This window comes from Neisseria musculi (assembly GCF_014297595.2).
GTDB lineage: Bacteria > Pseudomonadota > Gammaproteobacteria > Burkholderiales > Neisseriaceae > Neisseria > Neisseria musculi.
This window is the reverse complement of record NZ_CP060414.2, coordinates 2,497,433-2,513,885: the sequence shown is the minus strand read 5'-3', so window position 1 is coordinate 2,513,885 and position 16,453 is coordinate 2,497,433. Positions and strand designations below refer to the sequence as shown.

Annotated in this window: 11 protein-coding genes, 2 tRNA genes, 3 rRNA genes and 1 pseudogene; 1 reads left to right on the top strand and 16 read right to left on the bottom strand. The window is 53.8% G+C overall.

Annotation, left to right across the window (positions count from 1 at the left end):
- Window positions 1-106: 106 nt before the first annotated feature.
- The 7 genes and pseudogenes from H7A79_RS12975 to H7A79_RS12945 form a co-directional block, all read right to left on the bottom strand.
- Window positions 107-493, bottom strand: a pseudogene (locus tag H7A79_RS12975) (transposase); the annotation flags it as partial.
- A gap of 258 nt (window positions 494-751) precedes the next feature.
- Window positions 752-1,048, bottom strand: a complete 297-nt coding sequence (locus tag H7A79_RS12970; protein ID WP_135034493.1) for a ComEA family DNA-binding protein — start codon at window positions 1,046-1,048, stop codon at window positions 752-754.
- Between the two features lie 286 nt (window positions 1,049-1,334).
- Window positions 1,335-1,447: ribosomal RNA gene (gene rrf / locus H7A79_RS12965) — 5S ribosomal RNA — on the bottom strand.
- A gap of 150 nt (window positions 1,448-1,597) precedes the next feature.
- Window positions 1,598-4,481: ribosomal RNA gene (locus tag H7A79_RS12960) — 23S ribosomal RNA — on the bottom strand.
- A gap of 357 nt (window positions 4,482-4,838) precedes the next feature.
- A tRNA-Ala gene (locus H7A79_RS12955) sits at window positions 4,839-4,914 on the bottom strand.
- A 5-nt stretch (window positions 4,915-4,919) separates the two neighbouring features.
- Window positions 4,920-4,996: transfer RNA gene (locus H7A79_RS12950), tRNA-Ile, on the bottom strand.
- A 115-nt stretch (window positions 4,997-5,111) separates the two neighbouring features.
- A 16S ribosomal RNA gene (locus tag H7A79_RS12945) occupies window positions 5,112-6,652 on the bottom strand.
- The 16S, 23S and 5S rRNA genes sit together here with 2 tRNA genes alongside, the layout of an rRNA operon.
- 371 nt (window positions 6,653-7,023) lie before the next feature.
- On the opposite strand from H7A79_RS12945, the gene thrB reads away from it, so the two are divergent.
- Window positions 7,024-7,941 carry a homoserine kinase gene (gene thrB / locus H7A79_RS12940; protein WP_135034161.1) on the top strand — a complete coding sequence of 306 codons (918 nt, stop codon included), beginning with the start codon at window positions 7,024-7,026 and terminating at the stop codon, window positions 7,939-7,941.
- Between the two features lie 57 nt (window positions 7,942-7,998).
- Here thrB and H7A79_RS12935 read toward each other — a convergent pair whose 3' ends face one another.
- From H7A79_RS12935 to thiL, 9 genes are all read right to left on the bottom strand, one after another.
- Window positions 7,999-9,537, bottom strand: coding sequence for a DHA2 family efflux MFS transporter permease subunit (locus H7A79_RS12935; protein ID WP_187000477.1), 1,539 nt, complete (start codon window positions 9,535-9,537; stop codon window positions 7,999-8,001).
- A gap of 124 nt (window positions 9,538-9,661) precedes the next feature.
- Complete coding sequence (locus H7A79_RS12930) at window positions 9,662-10,831, bottom strand: HlyD family secretion protein (RefSeq protein ID WP_135034165.1); 1,170 nt, start codon at window positions 10,829-10,831, stop codon at window positions 9,662-9,664.
- A gap of 173 nt (window positions 10,832-11,004) precedes the next feature.
- Window positions 11,005-11,229, bottom strand: coding sequence for a hypothetical protein (locus tag H7A79_RS12925; RefSeq protein ID WP_187000476.1), 225 nt, complete (start codon window positions 11,227-11,229; stop codon window positions 11,005-11,007).
- A 37-nt stretch (window positions 11,230-11,266) separates the two neighbouring features.
- Window positions 11,267-11,356 (bottom strand): DUF488 family protein, N3 subclade, encoded by a 90-nt coding sequence (locus H7A79_RS12920; protein ID WP_377057546.1) that lies wholly within the window; start codon window positions 11,354-11,356, stop codon window positions 11,267-11,269.
- A 240-nt stretch (window positions 11,357-11,596) separates the two neighbouring features.
- A complete protein-coding gene (bioD, locus tag H7A79_RS12915; RefSeq protein WP_246407936.1) occupies window positions 11,597-12,325 on the bottom strand; it encodes a dethiobiotin synthase in 729 nt (242 codons plus the stop codon).
- Window positions 12,326-12,893: 568 nt separating this feature from the next.
- Window positions 12,894-14,270: an alanine/glycine:cation symporter family protein gene (locus H7A79_RS12910; RefSeq protein WP_187000475.1), complete on the bottom strand. Its 1,377-nt coding sequence runs from the start codon at window positions 14,268-14,270 to the stop codon at window positions 12,894-12,896.
- A gap of 169 nt (window positions 14,271-14,439) precedes the next feature.
- Entirely contained in the window at window positions 14,440-14,811 is a 372-nt protein-coding gene (gene apaG, locus H7A79_RS12905; RefSeq protein ID WP_377057544.1) for a Co2+/Mg2+ efflux protein ApaG, read from the bottom strand.
- Window positions 14,812-14,853: 42 nt separating this feature from the next.
- Entirely contained in the window at window positions 14,854-15,342 is a 489-nt protein-coding gene (locus H7A79_RS12900; RefSeq protein ID WP_187000474.1) for a phosphatidylglycerophosphatase A family protein, read from the bottom strand.
- Window positions 15,335-16,297: a thiamine-phosphate kinase gene (gene thiL, locus H7A79_RS12895; RefSeq protein WP_187000473.1), complete on the bottom strand. Its 963-nt coding sequence runs from the start codon at window positions 16,295-16,297 to the stop codon at window positions 15,335-15,337. The genes H7A79_RS12900 and thiL overlap by 8 nt, the downstream gene beginning before the upstream one ends.
- Between the last annotated feature and the right edge of the window lie 156 nt (window positions 16,298-16,453).

Below are 16,453 nucleotides of genomic sequence, written 5' to 3'. Positions count from 1 at the left end.
AAGACCACCTAAGGTCGTCTGAAAAAATTACAAACCGTTTCAAACGACCAGCCTAATACGGGCTGAAAAGGTAGTTATTATAACAAAACTTGGAACCGTACTAGATTACCACACTATCCGGCATGATTTTCTTCGTAATAACAGGCAACAAACTCTCTTTTTTGGCGTTATCCACGACCACGGTATAAACCTTGCCGCCACGTTTGAGGATACCGAAAACCACCACTTTGCCTGCGGCTCCTGTGCCGCGTTTTCCTTTGCGCTTACCGCCGGAGCAGCTCTCATCTGACTCTACGGAACCTTCAAAAACCTGATCGGCCTCCAAGGCCGAATGACGGCTGATGACGAGGCGGATTTTGCGGTAAAAGAGTATGGCGGTGTTGGGCCGGATACCCAAGACATCGGCAGCCGAACGGCGGTAACTTCCGGCACAAAATATCCGAGTAGTTTCTTCTGTGCTTTTTTTGCTTAATTTACAGTTTGTTATCTTCATTTTAGCAGCCTGTCATGAGCGCTAATCTACGTCAGCCCCCCTTAAAAAAACCTAATCTACCTTCAGAACCAAATGTATGCCTGCACCGTTTGGCGGTCCTGTACCTGCTGCGCCGGCGCACTGCCCGCGGCAGACTCTGCGGATAAACAAAACCCATACGGCAGCTGCTGCCGTATGGGGAGAAAGAGAAGCGGGGAGATCCTGTTTTGGGAGACAGCTGTTCACAGGCAGAACAAAGGCCGGTGTGCCGCCCGTCTCCTACTTGGCCGGTTTCTTCACTGCCGGCTGCGCTTTCCCCGCTGCTTTGCCCTCTACCGTTGCTTCCTCCCTCAACTTGGACAGAATCCCTTCGCCTATCCCTTTCACATTCTTCAAATCGTCCACGCTTTTAAAGCTGCCGTTCTGACTGCGGTACTCCACTATCGCGGCAGCCTTCGAGGGCCCTATCCCCGGCAGCGCCTTCAGCTCCTCCGCCGTTGCCGTGTTGATGTTTACCGCCGCCAGCAACAGCGTCGGGGTTATCGCGCTCAAGATACCCAATAAATAAAGTTTCAGTTTCATGGTTTTGCTCCGTAATGAATATTGTGGCGGTACCGCCCTTCTTCCCTCATCTGTCCGGTACTGCATTCATCATAAACGATGGGTCCCGTTTTTCAAATACTTTTCCGCCGGCAAACGGTAACCATGGTAACTGTTGTTGCCGTCCGGCAACACTTTACTTTTGGGATTTGGATTGGTTCCCTTATTCCGTTATCTCTGCGCTTCTATAGCGTTTCCCGTTTGTTGTTTTCTGACCGAAAGCAAGCCCCCGATACTTCCGTACCGGGGGCTTTGAAGGGGTGTCTGGCAGTGACCTACTTTCACATGGGTATCCACACTATCATCGGCGCTGGGTCGTTTCACGGTCCTGTTCGGGATGGGAAGGCGTGGGACCAACCCGCTATGGCCGCCAGACTTAAACTGTACAAATCAAAAAGCCGTTACGGAGGTTTTGCTCCGCTTATTTATTCTTTAACCAACATTGCGAGTATCGGTGATGAAGTATCTTCATCGGTAAGCTTTATCTCTGAGGCTTTGTTTATGTTTCAAAGTCCTTCAAATGATAGAGTCAAGCCTCACGAGCAATTAGTATGGGTTAGCTCCACGCGTTACCGCGCTTCCACACCCCACCTATCAACGTCCTGGTCTCGAACGGCTCTTTAGTGCGGTCAAGCCGCAAGGGAAGTCTCATCTTCAGGCGAGTTTCGCGCTTAGATGCTTTCAGCGCTTATCTCTTCCGAACTTAGCTACCCGGCGATGCGACTGGCGTCACAACCGGTACACCAGAGGTTCGTCCACTCCGGTCCTCTCGTACTAGGAGCAGCCCCCGTCAAACTTCCAACGCCCACTGCAGATAGGGACCAAACTGTCTCACGACGTTTTAAACCCAGCTCACGTACCACTTTAAATGGCGAACAGCCATACCCTTGGGACCGACTACAGCCCCAGGATGTGATGAGCCGACATCGAGGTGCCAAACTCCGCCGTCGATATGAACTCTTGGGCGGAATCAGCCTGTTATCCCCGGAGTACCTTTTATCCGTTGAGCGATGGCCCTTCCATACAGAACCACCGGATCACTATGTCCTGCTTTCGCACCTGCTCGACTTGTCGGTCTCGCAGTTAAGCTACCTTTTGCCATTGCACTATCAGTCCGATTTCCGACCGGACCTAGGTAACCTTCGAACTCCTCCGTTACGCTTTGGGAGGAGACCGCCCCAGTCAAACTGCCTACCATGCACGGTCCCCGATCCGGATCACGGACCTGGGTTAGAACCTCAAAGACACCAGGGTGGTATTTCAAGGACGGCTCCGCAAAAACTGGCGTTTTTGCTTCTCAGCCTCCCACCTATCCTACACAAGTGCCTTCAAAGTCCAATGCAAAGCTACAGTAAAGGTTCACGGGGTCTTTCCGTCTAGCAGCGGGGAGATTGCATCTTCACAACCATTTCAACTTCGCTGAGTCTCGGGAGGAGACAGTGTGGCCATCGTTACGCCATTCGTGCGGGTCGGAACTTACCCGACAAGGAATTTCGCTACCTTAGGACCGTTATAGTTACGGCCGCCGTTTACCGGGGCTTCGATCCGATGCGCTAACATCTTCAATTAACCTTCCGGCACCGGGCAGGCGTCACACCCTATACGTCCACTTTCGTGTTGGCAGAGTGCTGTGTTTTTAATAAACAGTCGCAGCCACCGATTCTCTGCGACCCTCCAATGCTTACACCGCAAGGGCTTAACATCAGAGGGCATACCTTCTCCCGAAGTTACGGTATCAATTTGCCGAGTTCCTTCTCCCGAGTTCTCTCAAGCGCCTTAGAATTCTCATCCTGCCCACCTGTGTCGGTTTGCGGTACGGTTCTGATCCAACTGAAGCTTAGCGGCTTTTCCTGGAAGCGTGGTATCGGTTGCTTCGTATCCGTAGATACTCGTCGTCACTTCTCGGTGTTTTGAGCGCCCGGATTTGCCTGAACACTCCACCTACCGGCTTAAACAAACTATTCCAACAGTTTGCCAACCTAACCTTCTCCGTCCCCACATCGCATTGAATCAAAGTACGGGAATATTAACCCGTTTCCCATCGACTACGCATTTCTGCCTCGCCTTAGGGGCCGACTCACCCTACGCCGATGAACGTTGCGTAGGAAACCTTGGGCTTTCGGCGAGCGGGCTTTTCACCCGCTTTATCGCTACTCATGTCAACATTCGCACTTCTGATACCTCCAGCATGCTTTACAGCACACCTTCTACGGCCTACAGAACGCTCCCCTACCATGCGCCAGGCGCATCCGCAGCTTCGGTTACAGATTTGAGCCCCGTTACATCTTCCGCGCAGGACGACTCGACCAGTGAGCTATTACGCTTTCTTTAAATGATGGCTGCTTCTAAGCCAACATCCTGGCTGTCTGGGCCTTCCCACTTCGTTTACCACTTAATCTGTCATTGGGGACCTTAGCTGGCGGTCTGGGTTGTTTCCCTCTCGACAACGGACGTTAGCACCCGCTGTCTGTCTCCCATGATTGCACTTTCCGGTATTCTTAGTTTGCCATGGGTTGGTAAGTCGCAATGACCCCCTAGCCATAACAGTGCTTTACCCCCGGAAGTGATACATGAGGCACTACCTAAATAGTTTTCGGGGAGAACCAGCTATCTCCGAGTTTGTTTAGCCTTTCACCCCTATCCACAGCTCATCCCCGCATTTTGCAACATGCGTGGGTTCGGACCTCCAGTACCTGTTACGGCACCTTCATCCTGGCCATGGATAGATCACTCGGTTTCGGGTCTACACCCAGCAACTCTGCGCCCTGTTAAGACTCGGTTTCCCTGCGCCTCCCCTATCCGGTTAAGCTCGCTACTGAATGTAAGTCGTTGACCCATTATACAAAAGGTACGCAGTCACCCCAAAAGGGCTCCCACTGTTTGTATGCATCAGGTTTCAGGTTCTGTTTCACTCCCCTCCCGGGGTTCTTTTCGCCTTTCCCTCACGGTACTGGTTCACTATCGGTCGATGATGAGTATTTAGCCTTGGAGGATGGTCCCCCCGTCTTCAGACAGGATTTCTCGTGTCCCGCCCTACTTGTCGTATACCCAGTACCACCATTCGGATTTCGAATACGGGGCTATCACCCGCTATGGCTGACTTTTCCAAGTCATTCTTCTATCCCAACGGCTATCGTATACAGGCTCCTCCGCGTTCGCTCGCCACTACTTGCGGAATCTCGGTTGATTTCTTTTCCTCCGGGTACTTAGATGGTTCAGTTCTCCGGGTTCGCCTCTCCGGAGCTATGTATTCACTCCGGGATACTTAGTAAACTAAGTGGGTTTCCCCATTCGGACATCGCGGGATCTCAGCCTTATTGCCGGCTCCCCCGCGCTTTTCGCAGGCTTACACGTCCTTCTTCGCCTATCATCGCCAAGGCATCCACCTGATGCACTTATTCACTTGACTCTATCATTTGAAGAACCTTCCGACTTCGCAGTAACCGGCGTTGACTACCAATCCTGCTTAGATTCCCTAATCTGATAAAGCTTACTGCTTTGTTGTGTACCATATCCTGCCTTTTGTCTTTCAGGATACGGTCGATACAATCATCACCCAAATACTGCGGCCGGATTCTTTTCAGACGGCCTCAACCGCCCAAACCCCGGCATCTTGCAGATGCCCGAGTCAAATCCGACCAACTTTGTCTTTGTTTGTTGATTTCGGCTTTCCAATTTGTTAAAGAACAATGCGGTATCGGGAATGTTTGTTCCCAACAACGCAAATCAAAGCAAACTTTACAATCCGCTTTCATTTGCACTGTTTTGGTGGAGGCAAACGGGATCGAACCGATGACCCCCTGCTTGCAAAGCAGGTGCTCTACCAACTGAGCTATGCCCCCAATCATGGTGGGTCTGGGAGGACTTGAACCTCCGACCCCACGCTTATCAAGCGTGTGCTCTAACCAGCTGAGCTACAAACCCAGGCCCCGTTACGGACAACAAACATTGCGCCTGCCCTCCGAAACCTTTAACCGCATCTTCAATGCCACAGTTCACCGATAAGTGTGGATGCCCCAAACCCTCTTCTTTTCTCTAGAAAGGAGGTGATCCAGCCGCAGGTTCCCCTACGGCTACCTTGTTACGACTTCACCCCAGTCATGAAGCATACCGTGGTAAGCGGCCTCCTCGCGGTTAGCCTGCCTACTTCTGGTATCCCCCACTCCCATGGTGTGACGGGCGGTGTGTACAAGACCCGGGAACGTATTCACCGCAGTATGCTGACCTGCGATTACTAGCGATTCCGACTTCATGCACTCGAGTTGCAGAGTGCAATCCGGACTACGATCGGTTTTATAGGATTGGCTCCGCCTCGCGGCTTGGCTACCCTCTGTACCGACCATTGTATGACGTGTGAAGCCCTGGTCATAAGGGCCATGAGGACTTGACGTCATCCCCACCTTCCTCCGGCTTGTCACCGGCAGTCTCATTAGAGTGCCCAACCAAATGATGGCAACTAATGACAAGGGTTGCGCTCGTTGCGGGACTTAACCCAACATCTCACGACACGAGCTGACGACAGCCATGCAGCACCTGTGTTACGGCTCCCGAAGGCACCCTTCCGTCTCCGAAAGGTTCCGTACATGTCAAAACCAGGTAAGGTTCTTCGCGTTGCATCGAATTAATCCACATCATCCACCGCTTGTGCGGGTCCCCGTCAATTCCTTTGAGTTTTAATCTTGCGACCGTACTCCCCAGGCGGTCGATTTCACGCGTTAGCTACGCTACTAAGGCATCAAGTGCCCCAACAGCTAATCGACATCGTTTAGGGCGTGGACTACCAGGGTATCTAATCCTGTTTGCTACCCACGCTTTCGGGCATGAACGTCAGTATTGTCCCAGGGGGCTGCCTTCGCCATCGGTATTCCTCCACATCTCTACGCATTTCACTGCTACACGTGGAATTCTACCCCCCTCTGACATACTCCAGCTACCCAGTTCAGAACGCAGTTCCCAGGTTAAGCCCGGGGATTTCACATCCTGCTTAAGTAACCGTCTGCGCCCGCTTTACGCCCAGTAATTCCGATTAACGCTCGCACCCTACGTATTACCGCGGCTGCTGGCACGTAGTTAGCCGGTGCTTATTCTTCAGGTACCGTCATCAGCAGTTGATATTAGCAACCACCTTTTCTTCCCCGACAAAAGTCCTTTACAACCCGAAGGCCTTCTTCAGACACGCGGCATGGCTGGATCAGGGTTGCCCCCATTGTCCAAAATTCCCCACTGCTGCCTCCCGTAGGAGTCTGGGCCGTGTCTCAGTCCCAGTGTGGCGGATCATCCTCTCAGACCCGCTACTGATCGTCGCCTTGGTAGGCCTTTACCCCACCAACCAGCTAATCAGACATCGGCCGCTCAGATAGCGCGAGGCCGTAAAGTCCCCCGCTTTCCTTCTCAAAGTGTATGCGGTATTAGCCGCCCTTTCGGACAGTTATCCCCCACTACCCGGTACGTTCCGATGCATTACTCACCCGTTCGCCACTCGCCGGCAGAAGTGCAAGCACTCCCCCGCTGCCGTCCGACTTGCATGTGTAAAGCATGCCGCCAGCGTTCAATCTGAGCCAGGATCAAACTCTTATGTTCAATCTCTAACTTAAAACTTCTGGTCTGCTTCAAAGAAACCGACAAGTCTGTTCCTTGTCTGTCTCTACGCAGTGCAGGGCCTAAGGCACCCACACTTATCGGTAATCTGTGTTGTTAAAGAACAGCTCCGACACCGGAGCAGAAAGCGAACTATACACAACCCCAACTCCAACCGTCAACACAATATACAAAAAATCAATACAAAAAAATTACAACAAAATGTTTTATATGGAAATTTTGTTGCCAACTTAAATGTTGTTTGTTGCCCCCCCTGCCCACGGTCTGTATTTTAAACCTATCTTGCCCGCCCGATGAGTGCGCTTGTTTGATATGATACAGAATTCGTTTTTCGTTTTAATGAAGGCTCGGCCATGTCGGTTTACACTAGTGTTTCTGATGATGAAATGCATCGGTTTCTAATGGATTATGATTTGGGTGATTTTGTGTCTTTACAGGGCATTGCCCAAGGGATAACCAATAGTAACTACTTTCTCACCACTACTGCCGGATGTTTTGTGCTGACGGTGTTTGAGGCGTTAAAACAGAAAGAGCTGCCTTTTTTTCTAATGCTCAAGCAGCATTTGAGCGAAAACGGTGTTGCCTGCCCCACTCCGGTTGCCCGCAAAGATGGGCGTTTAGACTCGGTGCTGGCGGGCAAACCGGCCTGTTTGGTTACGCGTTTGAAAGGTTCCGACACCAGCTGGCCGTCTGAAAGCCAATGCTTCCATACCGGCGCCATGTTGGCCAAAATGCATTTGGCCGGCCGGAGTTTTCCTTTGAAAATGAACAATCCGCGTTATACGCAGTGGTGGCACGATGCCGGCATCAAATTGCAGCCCGTATTAAACAGCGGAGATGCCGGCCTGCTCCAGAGCGAAATGCTTTTTTTAGACAATAACAGCGGCGGCCATCTGCCTTCGGGGGTTATCCATGCCGATTTATTTAAAGACAATGTTTTGCTCGATGGCGATCAGGTGGCGGGTTTCATTGATTTTTATTATGCCTGCAACGGTAATTTCATGTATGACCTGGCCATCGCCGCCAATGATTGGGCGCGCACTGCCGACAACAAACTGGATGCGGGGCTGGAGGCTGCCCTGCGGGCAGGCTACGAAAGTGTACGGCCTGTAAGCGAAGCGGAAAACCGTTATTATCCGGTTGCCAAACGTGCAGGCTGCGTCCGTTTTTGGGTTTCCCGTTTATTGGACTTTCACTTTCCGCAAGAAGGCGAGATGACTTTTATCAAAGATCCGAATGTGTTTCGGGATTTGTTACTCAGCTTGCGATAATCAAACAAATGGTTTAAAGGCCGTCTGAAAACATTTTCAGACGGCCTTTAACATACATCAATGCCCTCCCCCTCCCGGCGGGCCGAATGGTGGTTTGGCAAACCAAACCACAACTATCATTGCAACAAACAGCAGGCTGCCTGCCCAAAAAATTTCGTTCGACCCGATAATAAAACCCTGCCGGGTAATATTTTTGACGATAACGGTCAAGCCTTCTTCTGCCCCGATTTCTGCCTGCGCCATATTCTGCAGAGCCTGTTGGGCGGTCGGTGAATAAGGTGTGATTTCTTCGGCAAGACGGGCATGGTGCAGCGCTTCCCGGCGCTCCCACAGCGTAGTTGCCACCGACACGCCCACCCCACCCATAAACACCCGCAGAAAATTCGAGAGACTGCCGGCGGCTGCAATCTGCGCGCCCTGCATGCGCGACAAGGTAACGGCGGTAAGCGGCAGGAAAAACATCGCCACACCCAAGCCTTGCCAAAACTGCGGCCAAACCACATTGGCCATGTCCATCCCCGCATAGAAGTTGGTGCGCCAATAAAAGGTGAAGGCAAAAACTAGAAAACTGGCCGTTACCAGCCAGCGCATATCGATGCGGCCGCCGAATTTGCCGATAAGCGGCGTTAAGATAACCGGCAGTATGCCCACAGGCGCGGCCACCAAGCCCGCCCAAGTCGGGGTGTAGCCAAAATTCGACTGCAACACCAGCGGCAACAACACCAGCGAACCCATATACACCATAAAACCCAATGATGTGGCGATAACGCCCACAGTGAAATTGCGGTCTTTAAACAGCGACAAATCCACCACGGGATGTTCTTCGTCCAGCTCCCACACCACAAAATAGGTCAAACACACTACCGCCACCGCCGCCAACGCGATAATTTCGCCCGAAGCAAACCAATCAAGCTCTTTGCCCCGGTCGAGCATCATCTGCAAGGCGCCCACACCGAGCACCATCAACGCCAAACCGGTATAGTCTATCGGCGTTTTTTTGATTTCGGTTTCCCTGTGGCCGAGCTGTTTCCACGTTATCCACGCGGCGGCAATGCCGACAGGAATATTGATAAAGAAAATCCAGCCCCAATGCCAATTGTCGGAAATCCAGCCGCCCAGAATCGGCCCCAAAACCGGCGCCACCACTACCGTTACCGCCCACAGTGCCAATGCCTGCGTGCGCTTTTCAGGCGGATACGAAGCCATCAGCAAACTTTGCGACAACGGAATCAACGGCCCCGCCGCCAAGCCCTGCAACACCCTGAACAACACCAACAACTGCAGATTCGGCGCCATGCCGCACAACCACGAAGTCATCACAAAGCCGATAACCGCGCCTAGAAACACCCTCACTTCACCGAAGCGGCGCGACACAAACCCGGTTAACGGCACGGAAACGGCATTGGATACGGCAAATGCGGTAATCACCCATGTGCCTTGTGTGGCTGCCGCGCCCAAATCGCCGGCAATCACCGGCACCACCACATTGGCAATGGTGGTGTCCAACACTTCCATGAAAACGGCAAGGCTCAACGCCAGCGTTACCAGCACCAGGCCGGCGCCCTGTAAAGGCGGATAGGTTTTTGCTTGGTCCATAAAATCAGCTTCACCCCGCAGCCTCGGGCAGCGGTTAGGTTGTTTCAGACGGCCTTGAAGATTGTTTCAGACGGCCTTGAAGATATTGAAGCCGTCTGAATCAAGGTTTCAGACGGCCTGCCCGTTATTTGGCGTATTTCTCGAAAATCTGTTCGATTAAGGCATCTGCCGCGGCCCAGTCCACAATATCGGTTTCGGCAGCTACCGCGCTGCGGCCGCCCGCTTCGGCCATGGTTTTACCGGCGGCATCGGAAGTATCCACCTTAACCGACATCGACAAGCCCACCCGCAAAGGATGCGCCCTCACCTGCTGAGGGCTCAGACTGATGCGCACCGGCACACGCTGCACCACTTTAATCCAGTTGCCGGTAGCGTTTTCCGGCGGCAACAGCGAAAACGCGCTGCCGGTGCCGGCCGACAAGCCCATCACCTTGCCGCGGTAAACCACGCGGCTGCCGTATAGATCGGCGGTCATTTCCACCGGCTGGCCGATACGCATTTTGCGCAGTTGCACTTCTTTGAAGTTTGCATCCACCCACAGATTGTGCATCGGCACCACCGCCATCATCTGCGCGCCCGGGGCGATACGCTGCCCCACCTGCACATTGCGCTTGGCCACCTGGCCGGCCATCGGTGCGCGGATTTGCGTGCGCTGCAGATTCAGCCAGGCATCTTTGATGCGGCTGACGGCCGTCTGAACGGCCGGCTGCTGGCGCAAAGGAATATTTTTACCCAACACCGCCTGCGCCGAAGCTTCTTCAGCCTCCACCGCCTTCAATGCGGCCTGCGCCTGCACCACGGCGGCACGGGCATGGCTCAATTCTTCGCCCGACACCGCATCGGTGCCCGCCAAGCTTTCGCGGCGGCGCAAATCGGCCTGCGCTTTGGCCAAATCGGCTTTGCGCGCCAACACCTGCGCTTTAGCCTGTGAAGAAACGGCGGTTTGCTGCCTGTTTTGGCGTATGGCCTGAATCAGCTCGTTTTGGGCGCGGTCGTAGGCAAGCTGGAAATCACTGTCGTCCAGCGACACCAACACATCGCCTTTTTTGACGGTGTCGGTATCGTCCACCAGCACTTTGCGCACCGTTCCCGCCACCTGCGGCGTGATCTGCACCAAATGGCCGGCAACATAGGCGTCATCGGTTTTTTCTTCATGCTGCCAAACCAAAAAATAAATCATGGCGGTTGCCAGTGCCACCACAATAAAAAACAGCGTAACCAACGTCAGATTACGCTTACGGCGCGACAATCTGCGCTTGCCCGGCGCACCGTTGGTGTGTTGCGGAGTGTTCATCTCTACCCGTATCCGGTTTTGCCCCGATGCCGGCAAATGTTGCACTTCAGGCGCAAAGGCCGTCTGAAACACCCGCATCGGAGCTTATATCCTATTGAAGTTATTTATTTTTCAGAAATCCAACCACTGGATGAAACGTCTGGAAAAACAGTTATATTTTATTGCTTCCGGCATTATTCAGGCAAGCTGTCGTGCTCAGATGCACCGTTTGCGTCCAAGCGCGCAAACGGCATACCCAAAGCCTCCCGCCACATCGAAACATAGGAATGGCCGAGGTTTTTCACCGCTGTTAAAAACAGCACGCCGCCCGCCTGCACCCATGCTTTCAGACGGCCGGCCTCCTGCTGCTGCGCGGCACCCTGCAACACTTCCCAATAACGGGGCGGCAGATATATCAAACCGTTGTTCGGGGTTTTCGTGATACCAGCGGCGCAGTTATGCACTTGGTGCCAACGTTTTCAGCCAATGCACACCGGTCATTTTTTCTTTAGGCACGCCACGCGGATAAAGCCGGTCAACCAACACCGCCGTTTTTCCACCTGCTGCAACGGCTTGGCACTCATCAATACGTTATACGGTTATCTTCAATTTTCAGACGGCCTGAACCCTTTGCAAAATTCATTCAGGCCGTCTGAAATATCCGACCATCGTCACTCCCATGCAGCAGACTTGCGAAGCTAATGACAGGATTGAAGCATTTCAGACGGCATTAAAGGTATTTTTGCAGAGGCCACGGCCTTTCATCGGGCAAGCCCGCTTAAACAACTATCTGCCAACCGCATCCGATGCCGGCAGCAAAGCGGATATATCCACATAGGCAGCGGCATCTTCCGCCCCCGCCTGCGGCAGAAACGGCATCACCCCGAGCAGCGGCGCGGAAATGCGCGCCCGCAAAGCAGCCAGATAGTCCGCAAAACGGTGGGGCTGCGCGCTCAAACAGTTTGCCACCCATCCGGCCAACGGCAAACCCGTATGCCGCACGGCCTGCGCGGTGAGCAGGGCATGGTTGATACAGCCGAGCTTCAAACCCACCACCAATATCACCGCCAACCGCTCTGCCGCTACCCAGCCGGCAAAGTCGGTTTGCGCGCACAAAGGCGTGAGCCAGCCGCCCGCGCCTTCCACCAACACAAAATCGCCGTGCTGTTTGATGGCGGCCAAGCCCCGGCTCAACGCCGCCGCTTCGATGGATACACCGGCATCGGCGGCGGCCAAATGTGGTGCGGTGGCTTCGGCGAAGGTGTAAATATTGTGCAGGGCATAGGGCAGGCGCACGGTCGAAGCGGCCTGCAATACGGCCACATCGGTATTGGTGCCGGAGCCGTCCGCTCCCGAAGCCACGGGCTTGAAGCCGATGCTGCGCCTGCCTGCTTGCGCGGCGGCTTGCAGCATGGCTGCGGTGCAGAATGTCTTGCCTGCTCCGGTGTCGGTGCCGGTAACGAAATAAACTTGCTGCTGCATGGTTTCAGACGGCCTTTGACGGATTACGGTCAATCATTATAGTGCATTCGCACATTTGCGGTGCAAAGCAAACCGCAGGCAGTGCAAACCACAAGGCAAAATAACACCGTAACTGAAATCAAGCACTTTCACCGCTATCTGGCGGCAGGACGGGGTTTGCCAACCCTGCACACTCTGCGCTTTCGAGTGCGGCCATATCGACCTATCGGCCATGTTTTCCGATTGGGAAATGCCTGCGCGCCCCAAACAAGCAGTCCTTCGGGCTTACTGTGGTGCATACCCGATATAGCGGGCATACGCGGGTTGTTTCAGCCGCAAACACGGCCGTCTGAAACCGGCCGGCCGGGCACTTGTGCTTGGAAGCAGTAGAAATGATGGAGGTAGTGGAACACAAAGCCCCAGGCGCGGAACCATATGGTAATGCCGATGCGCGGTGCGTAAACATTGCCGTATCCCCAATATGGCCAATCTGCTTAAGGTCTGCGCGCAGATTACGGGCAACCCGGTTGGCGGCGAAATGGTCCCGATACATAAAAAACGACCCGAAACACTGTTTGGGCCGTCTGAAAAACTGACTGTATTTGGTTGAAAACAATTTGTTTTAAGGCAGTTCGCCGCTCTTGCGCTTGGCTTTGAAGTCTTTGGTTTCTTTCACAATCACACCGGAAAGCAGCAGCAGGGCAATCAGGTTGGGAACGGCCATCAAACCGTTGAAAGTATCGGCTGCCAGCCACACCAAATCCAAGCTGACTACCGTGCCGAGCATCACGGTGGCCACATAAACCACGCGGTAAACATTGGCGAAACCATCACCAAACACATAAGCCGCACATTTTTCGCCATAGTAACACCAGCCCAAAATGGTTGAATAAGCAAAGAATATCAGGCCGATGGTTACTACCCAGCCGCCGGGGCCGGGCAACAGGCGGTCAAAGGTGGAAGTGGTGAGTGCCGCGCCGGTGATTTCCGGCTTCACAAATTCACCGCCGGCACCGAGCAAACCCATCACCAACACGATGCCGGTAATCGAACACACAACAATGGTGTCGAGGAAAGTGCCGGTCATCGACACCAGCGCCTGACGCACAGGGTGGTCGGTTTTGGCCGCTGCCGCCGCAATCGGTGCAGAACCCATACCGGCTTCGTTGGAAAACACGCCGCGCGCCACGCCGTAGCGGATAACGCTGCCGATTGCCCCGCCGGCAACTGCCTCTCCGGTAAAGGCATCGCTGAGAATCAGCTTCAGGGCAGGCAGCACCAAATCAAGATTGGCCATAATAATCACCAGCCCGCCCGCCACATAAAACACGGCCATCAGCGGCACAATCAGCGAAGAAGCCTTGGCAATGCTGCGGATACCGCCCAGCACCACAATGGCCGTCAATACGGTTAATGCCACACCGGTGTAAACGGTATCGATCTCGAAACTGGCCTGTACGGCCTGCGCCACCGAATTAGACTGCACCGAACTGCCGATGCCGAACGATGCCACCGTGCCGAACAGGGCGAACGCATAAGCCAGCCATTTCCATTTGCTGCCCAAACCGCGCTCGATGTAATACATCGGGCCGCCCGACATTTCGCCTTTTTTATTGACCACGCGGTATTTTACTGCCAGCACGCCTTCGCCGTATTTGGTGGCCATGCCGAAAATGGCGGTTATCCACATCCAAAACACCGCCCCGGGACCGCCCGCAACCACGGCGGTGGCCACGCCGGCGATATTGCCCGTGCCGATGGTGGCCGAAAGCGCGGTCATCAATGCACCGAAATGCGAAATATCGCCATCGTGGTCGCTGCCGTCTTCTTTTTTGTGGTGCGGCATAAACGCCTGTTTGAGCGCATAGCCCAGCATACTGAATTGCAGACCCTTGAGCAAAACGGTCAGCAACACGCCGGTGCCGACAAGCAGCACCAGCATCGCCGGCCCCCAAACCCAACCGCCCACGGTATCAAAAAAATGATGTAAGGCTTCCATATTCACTCCTGATTGCTGACATTTTGTTCTGATGCCCAGCATTTCAGCACAAGGCGTAAAGAATTGCAAGCAGGGGTAAACCGCTCTAGCGCCGCTATCAAACCGAGGCCGTCTGAAAACTATTCAGACGGCCTCAAATACACACAAACAAAGCCCCGCAGGCAAACGGTTAATGCACCGCCACATCAGCCCTCAAATCAAATTTGGGAATCGGCACGGAAAACCGCCCGCCGCAACCGTCTTCAAATTCATAGCTGCCCTCCATGCAGCCCCACGGGGTGTTGAGACGGGCGCCGCTGCTGTAATAATAATCTTCGCCGGGATACAGCACGGGCTGCTCGCCCACCACGCCGACACCCGACACTTTTTCTACTGCACCGTGCGCATCGGTAATCTGCCAATGGCGCTTGCGCAGGGTAACCACTTCACCGCTGTTGTTGCGGATGGTGATGCCGTAGCCGAACACATATTGATCTTTGGCGATATTGCTTTGCTCTGCCAAAAAACTGGGTTCCACAATAATTTCGATTTCGTCCATCATACAAATTCCGGATAGTGATGTTCAGACGGCCTGTATTTTGGGTTACATCACCCTTGCGGCAATGTGCAGCACGGCCAGCGTAAAACCGGCGGCCACCGCATCATCAAGCATAATGCCCAAACCGCCGTGCAGGCGCTTGTCCAGCCACTTTATCGGCCAGGGCTTAAATGCATCAAACAGGCGGAACACGGCAAATGCGGCCAGCCACCACGTCCAATGAAACGGCACGAATGCGAGCAGCAGCAACATGGCAACCATTTCGTCCCACACAATGCCGCCGTAATCCATGATACCCAGTTCGCGTTCGGTATGGCTGCAAATCCATATTCCCCACCCAAAGAGGATAACGCACAACGCTGCCAGCCACCAACCCGTTATACCGGCCAAATACAAAACAAATGCTATCGGCAGTGCGGGCAGCGTGCCGAACGTACCCGGCGCCACCGGAGCCAAACCGCTGCCGAAGCCGAAGCCGAGCAGGCACAACGGCCGTTGCTTCAGCCATGAAAAAGTGGGTTTGAAATCACTCAAAATGATTGAATCCTAAAGAAGCCAACGCAACCGGCATACCGTTGGCGTTTAAAATATTCAGACGGCCGCGATCTTGCGTTATTCTGCCGATGCGCGTTACCGGCGTAGCGCTTGCCCTGCCTGCCTCAGCCACAGCACTGCGGCACGACCGTGGTGCGGTAAACACCAGCTCATAATCATCCCCGCCCGCCAACACGCAGCCGTATAGGGCCGTTTTATCCAAAACATCGTGTAACTGCGGCAAAGTAGGCACATTGTCGGCAAAAACCTCGGCTCCCACGCCCGAAGCCTGCAAAATATGGTCCAAATCCTGCGCCAGGCCGTCTGAAACATCTTGCGCAGCATGAGCCACCGGCAACAATGCCTGCCCCAAAGCCACTCTTGGCTCAGGTCGCAGCCGCGCCCGCTCGCAACAATCAAAAACCGCATCGGGCAAAGCAAACGTATGCCAATGATGGTGCAGTGCCGCAGCTGCCAAGCCCAACTGCCCCGATACCCACACATCGTCTCCCGCCTGCGCAGCATCCCGCCGCAACGCCCTGCCCTGCGGCAATTCGCCGACAATGGTAACATTAAATACCAAATCGCCTTTGGTGGTATCTCCGCCGATAAGCGTGATGCCGAAATGCTGCGCCAGCACAAACAAGCTGCCGCAAAACTCTGCCAACCAATCTTCCTGCAGCTGCGGCAAACCCGCCCCCAACAAAGCCCAGCGCGGCGAGGCACCCATTGCCGCCATATCCGAAATATTCACCGCCAACACTTTATATGCCAAATCAGCAGGTGCAACATCCCCAAAAAAATGCCTGTCTTTCAACAGCATATCGCTACTAAAGCACAAGTCATACCCTGCTCGCGGGCGGATAACGGCTGCATCATCGCCAATACCGATCAATACATCTGCATCGGCTTGGGAACGGTGTAAATAGCGGCGGATAAAATCAAATTCTTTCATAAAATAATCGTCAGGCCGTCTGAAAAAACAGGAGCCCGGCCAATCACCCGGCGTAACAAGCAACTGCTCTGCAACCAAACATCCCCGTTCGAATCCCGATTCGGTAAATCATTATAAACCGTTTACCCTCAAACCATACTGTCTCCTTTAACACAA

Coding starts and splice junctions, on each gene's coding strand:
- thrB (WP_135034161.1), top strand. CDS start 7,024: ATGTCGGTTTACACTAGTGTTTCTGATGATGAAATGCATCGGTTTCTA.
- H7A79_RS12935 (WP_187000477.1), bottom strand. CDS start 9,537: ATGGACCAAGCAAAAACCTATCCGCCTTTACAGGGCGCCGGCCTGGTG.
- H7A79_RS12930 (WP_135034165.1), bottom strand. CDS start 10,831: ATGAACACTCCGCAACACACCAACGGTGCGCCGGGCAAGCGCAGATTG.
- H7A79_RS12910 (WP_187000475.1), bottom strand. CDS start 14,270: ATGGAAGCCTTACATCATTTTTTTGATACCGTGGGCGGTTGGGTTTGG.
- apaG (WP_377057544.1), bottom strand. CDS start 14,811: ATGATGGACGAAATCGAAATTATTGTGGAACCCAGTTTTTTGGCAGAG.
- thiL (WP_187000473.1), bottom strand. CDS start 16,297: ATGAAAGAATTTGATTTTATCCGCCGCTATTTACACCGTTCCCAAGCC.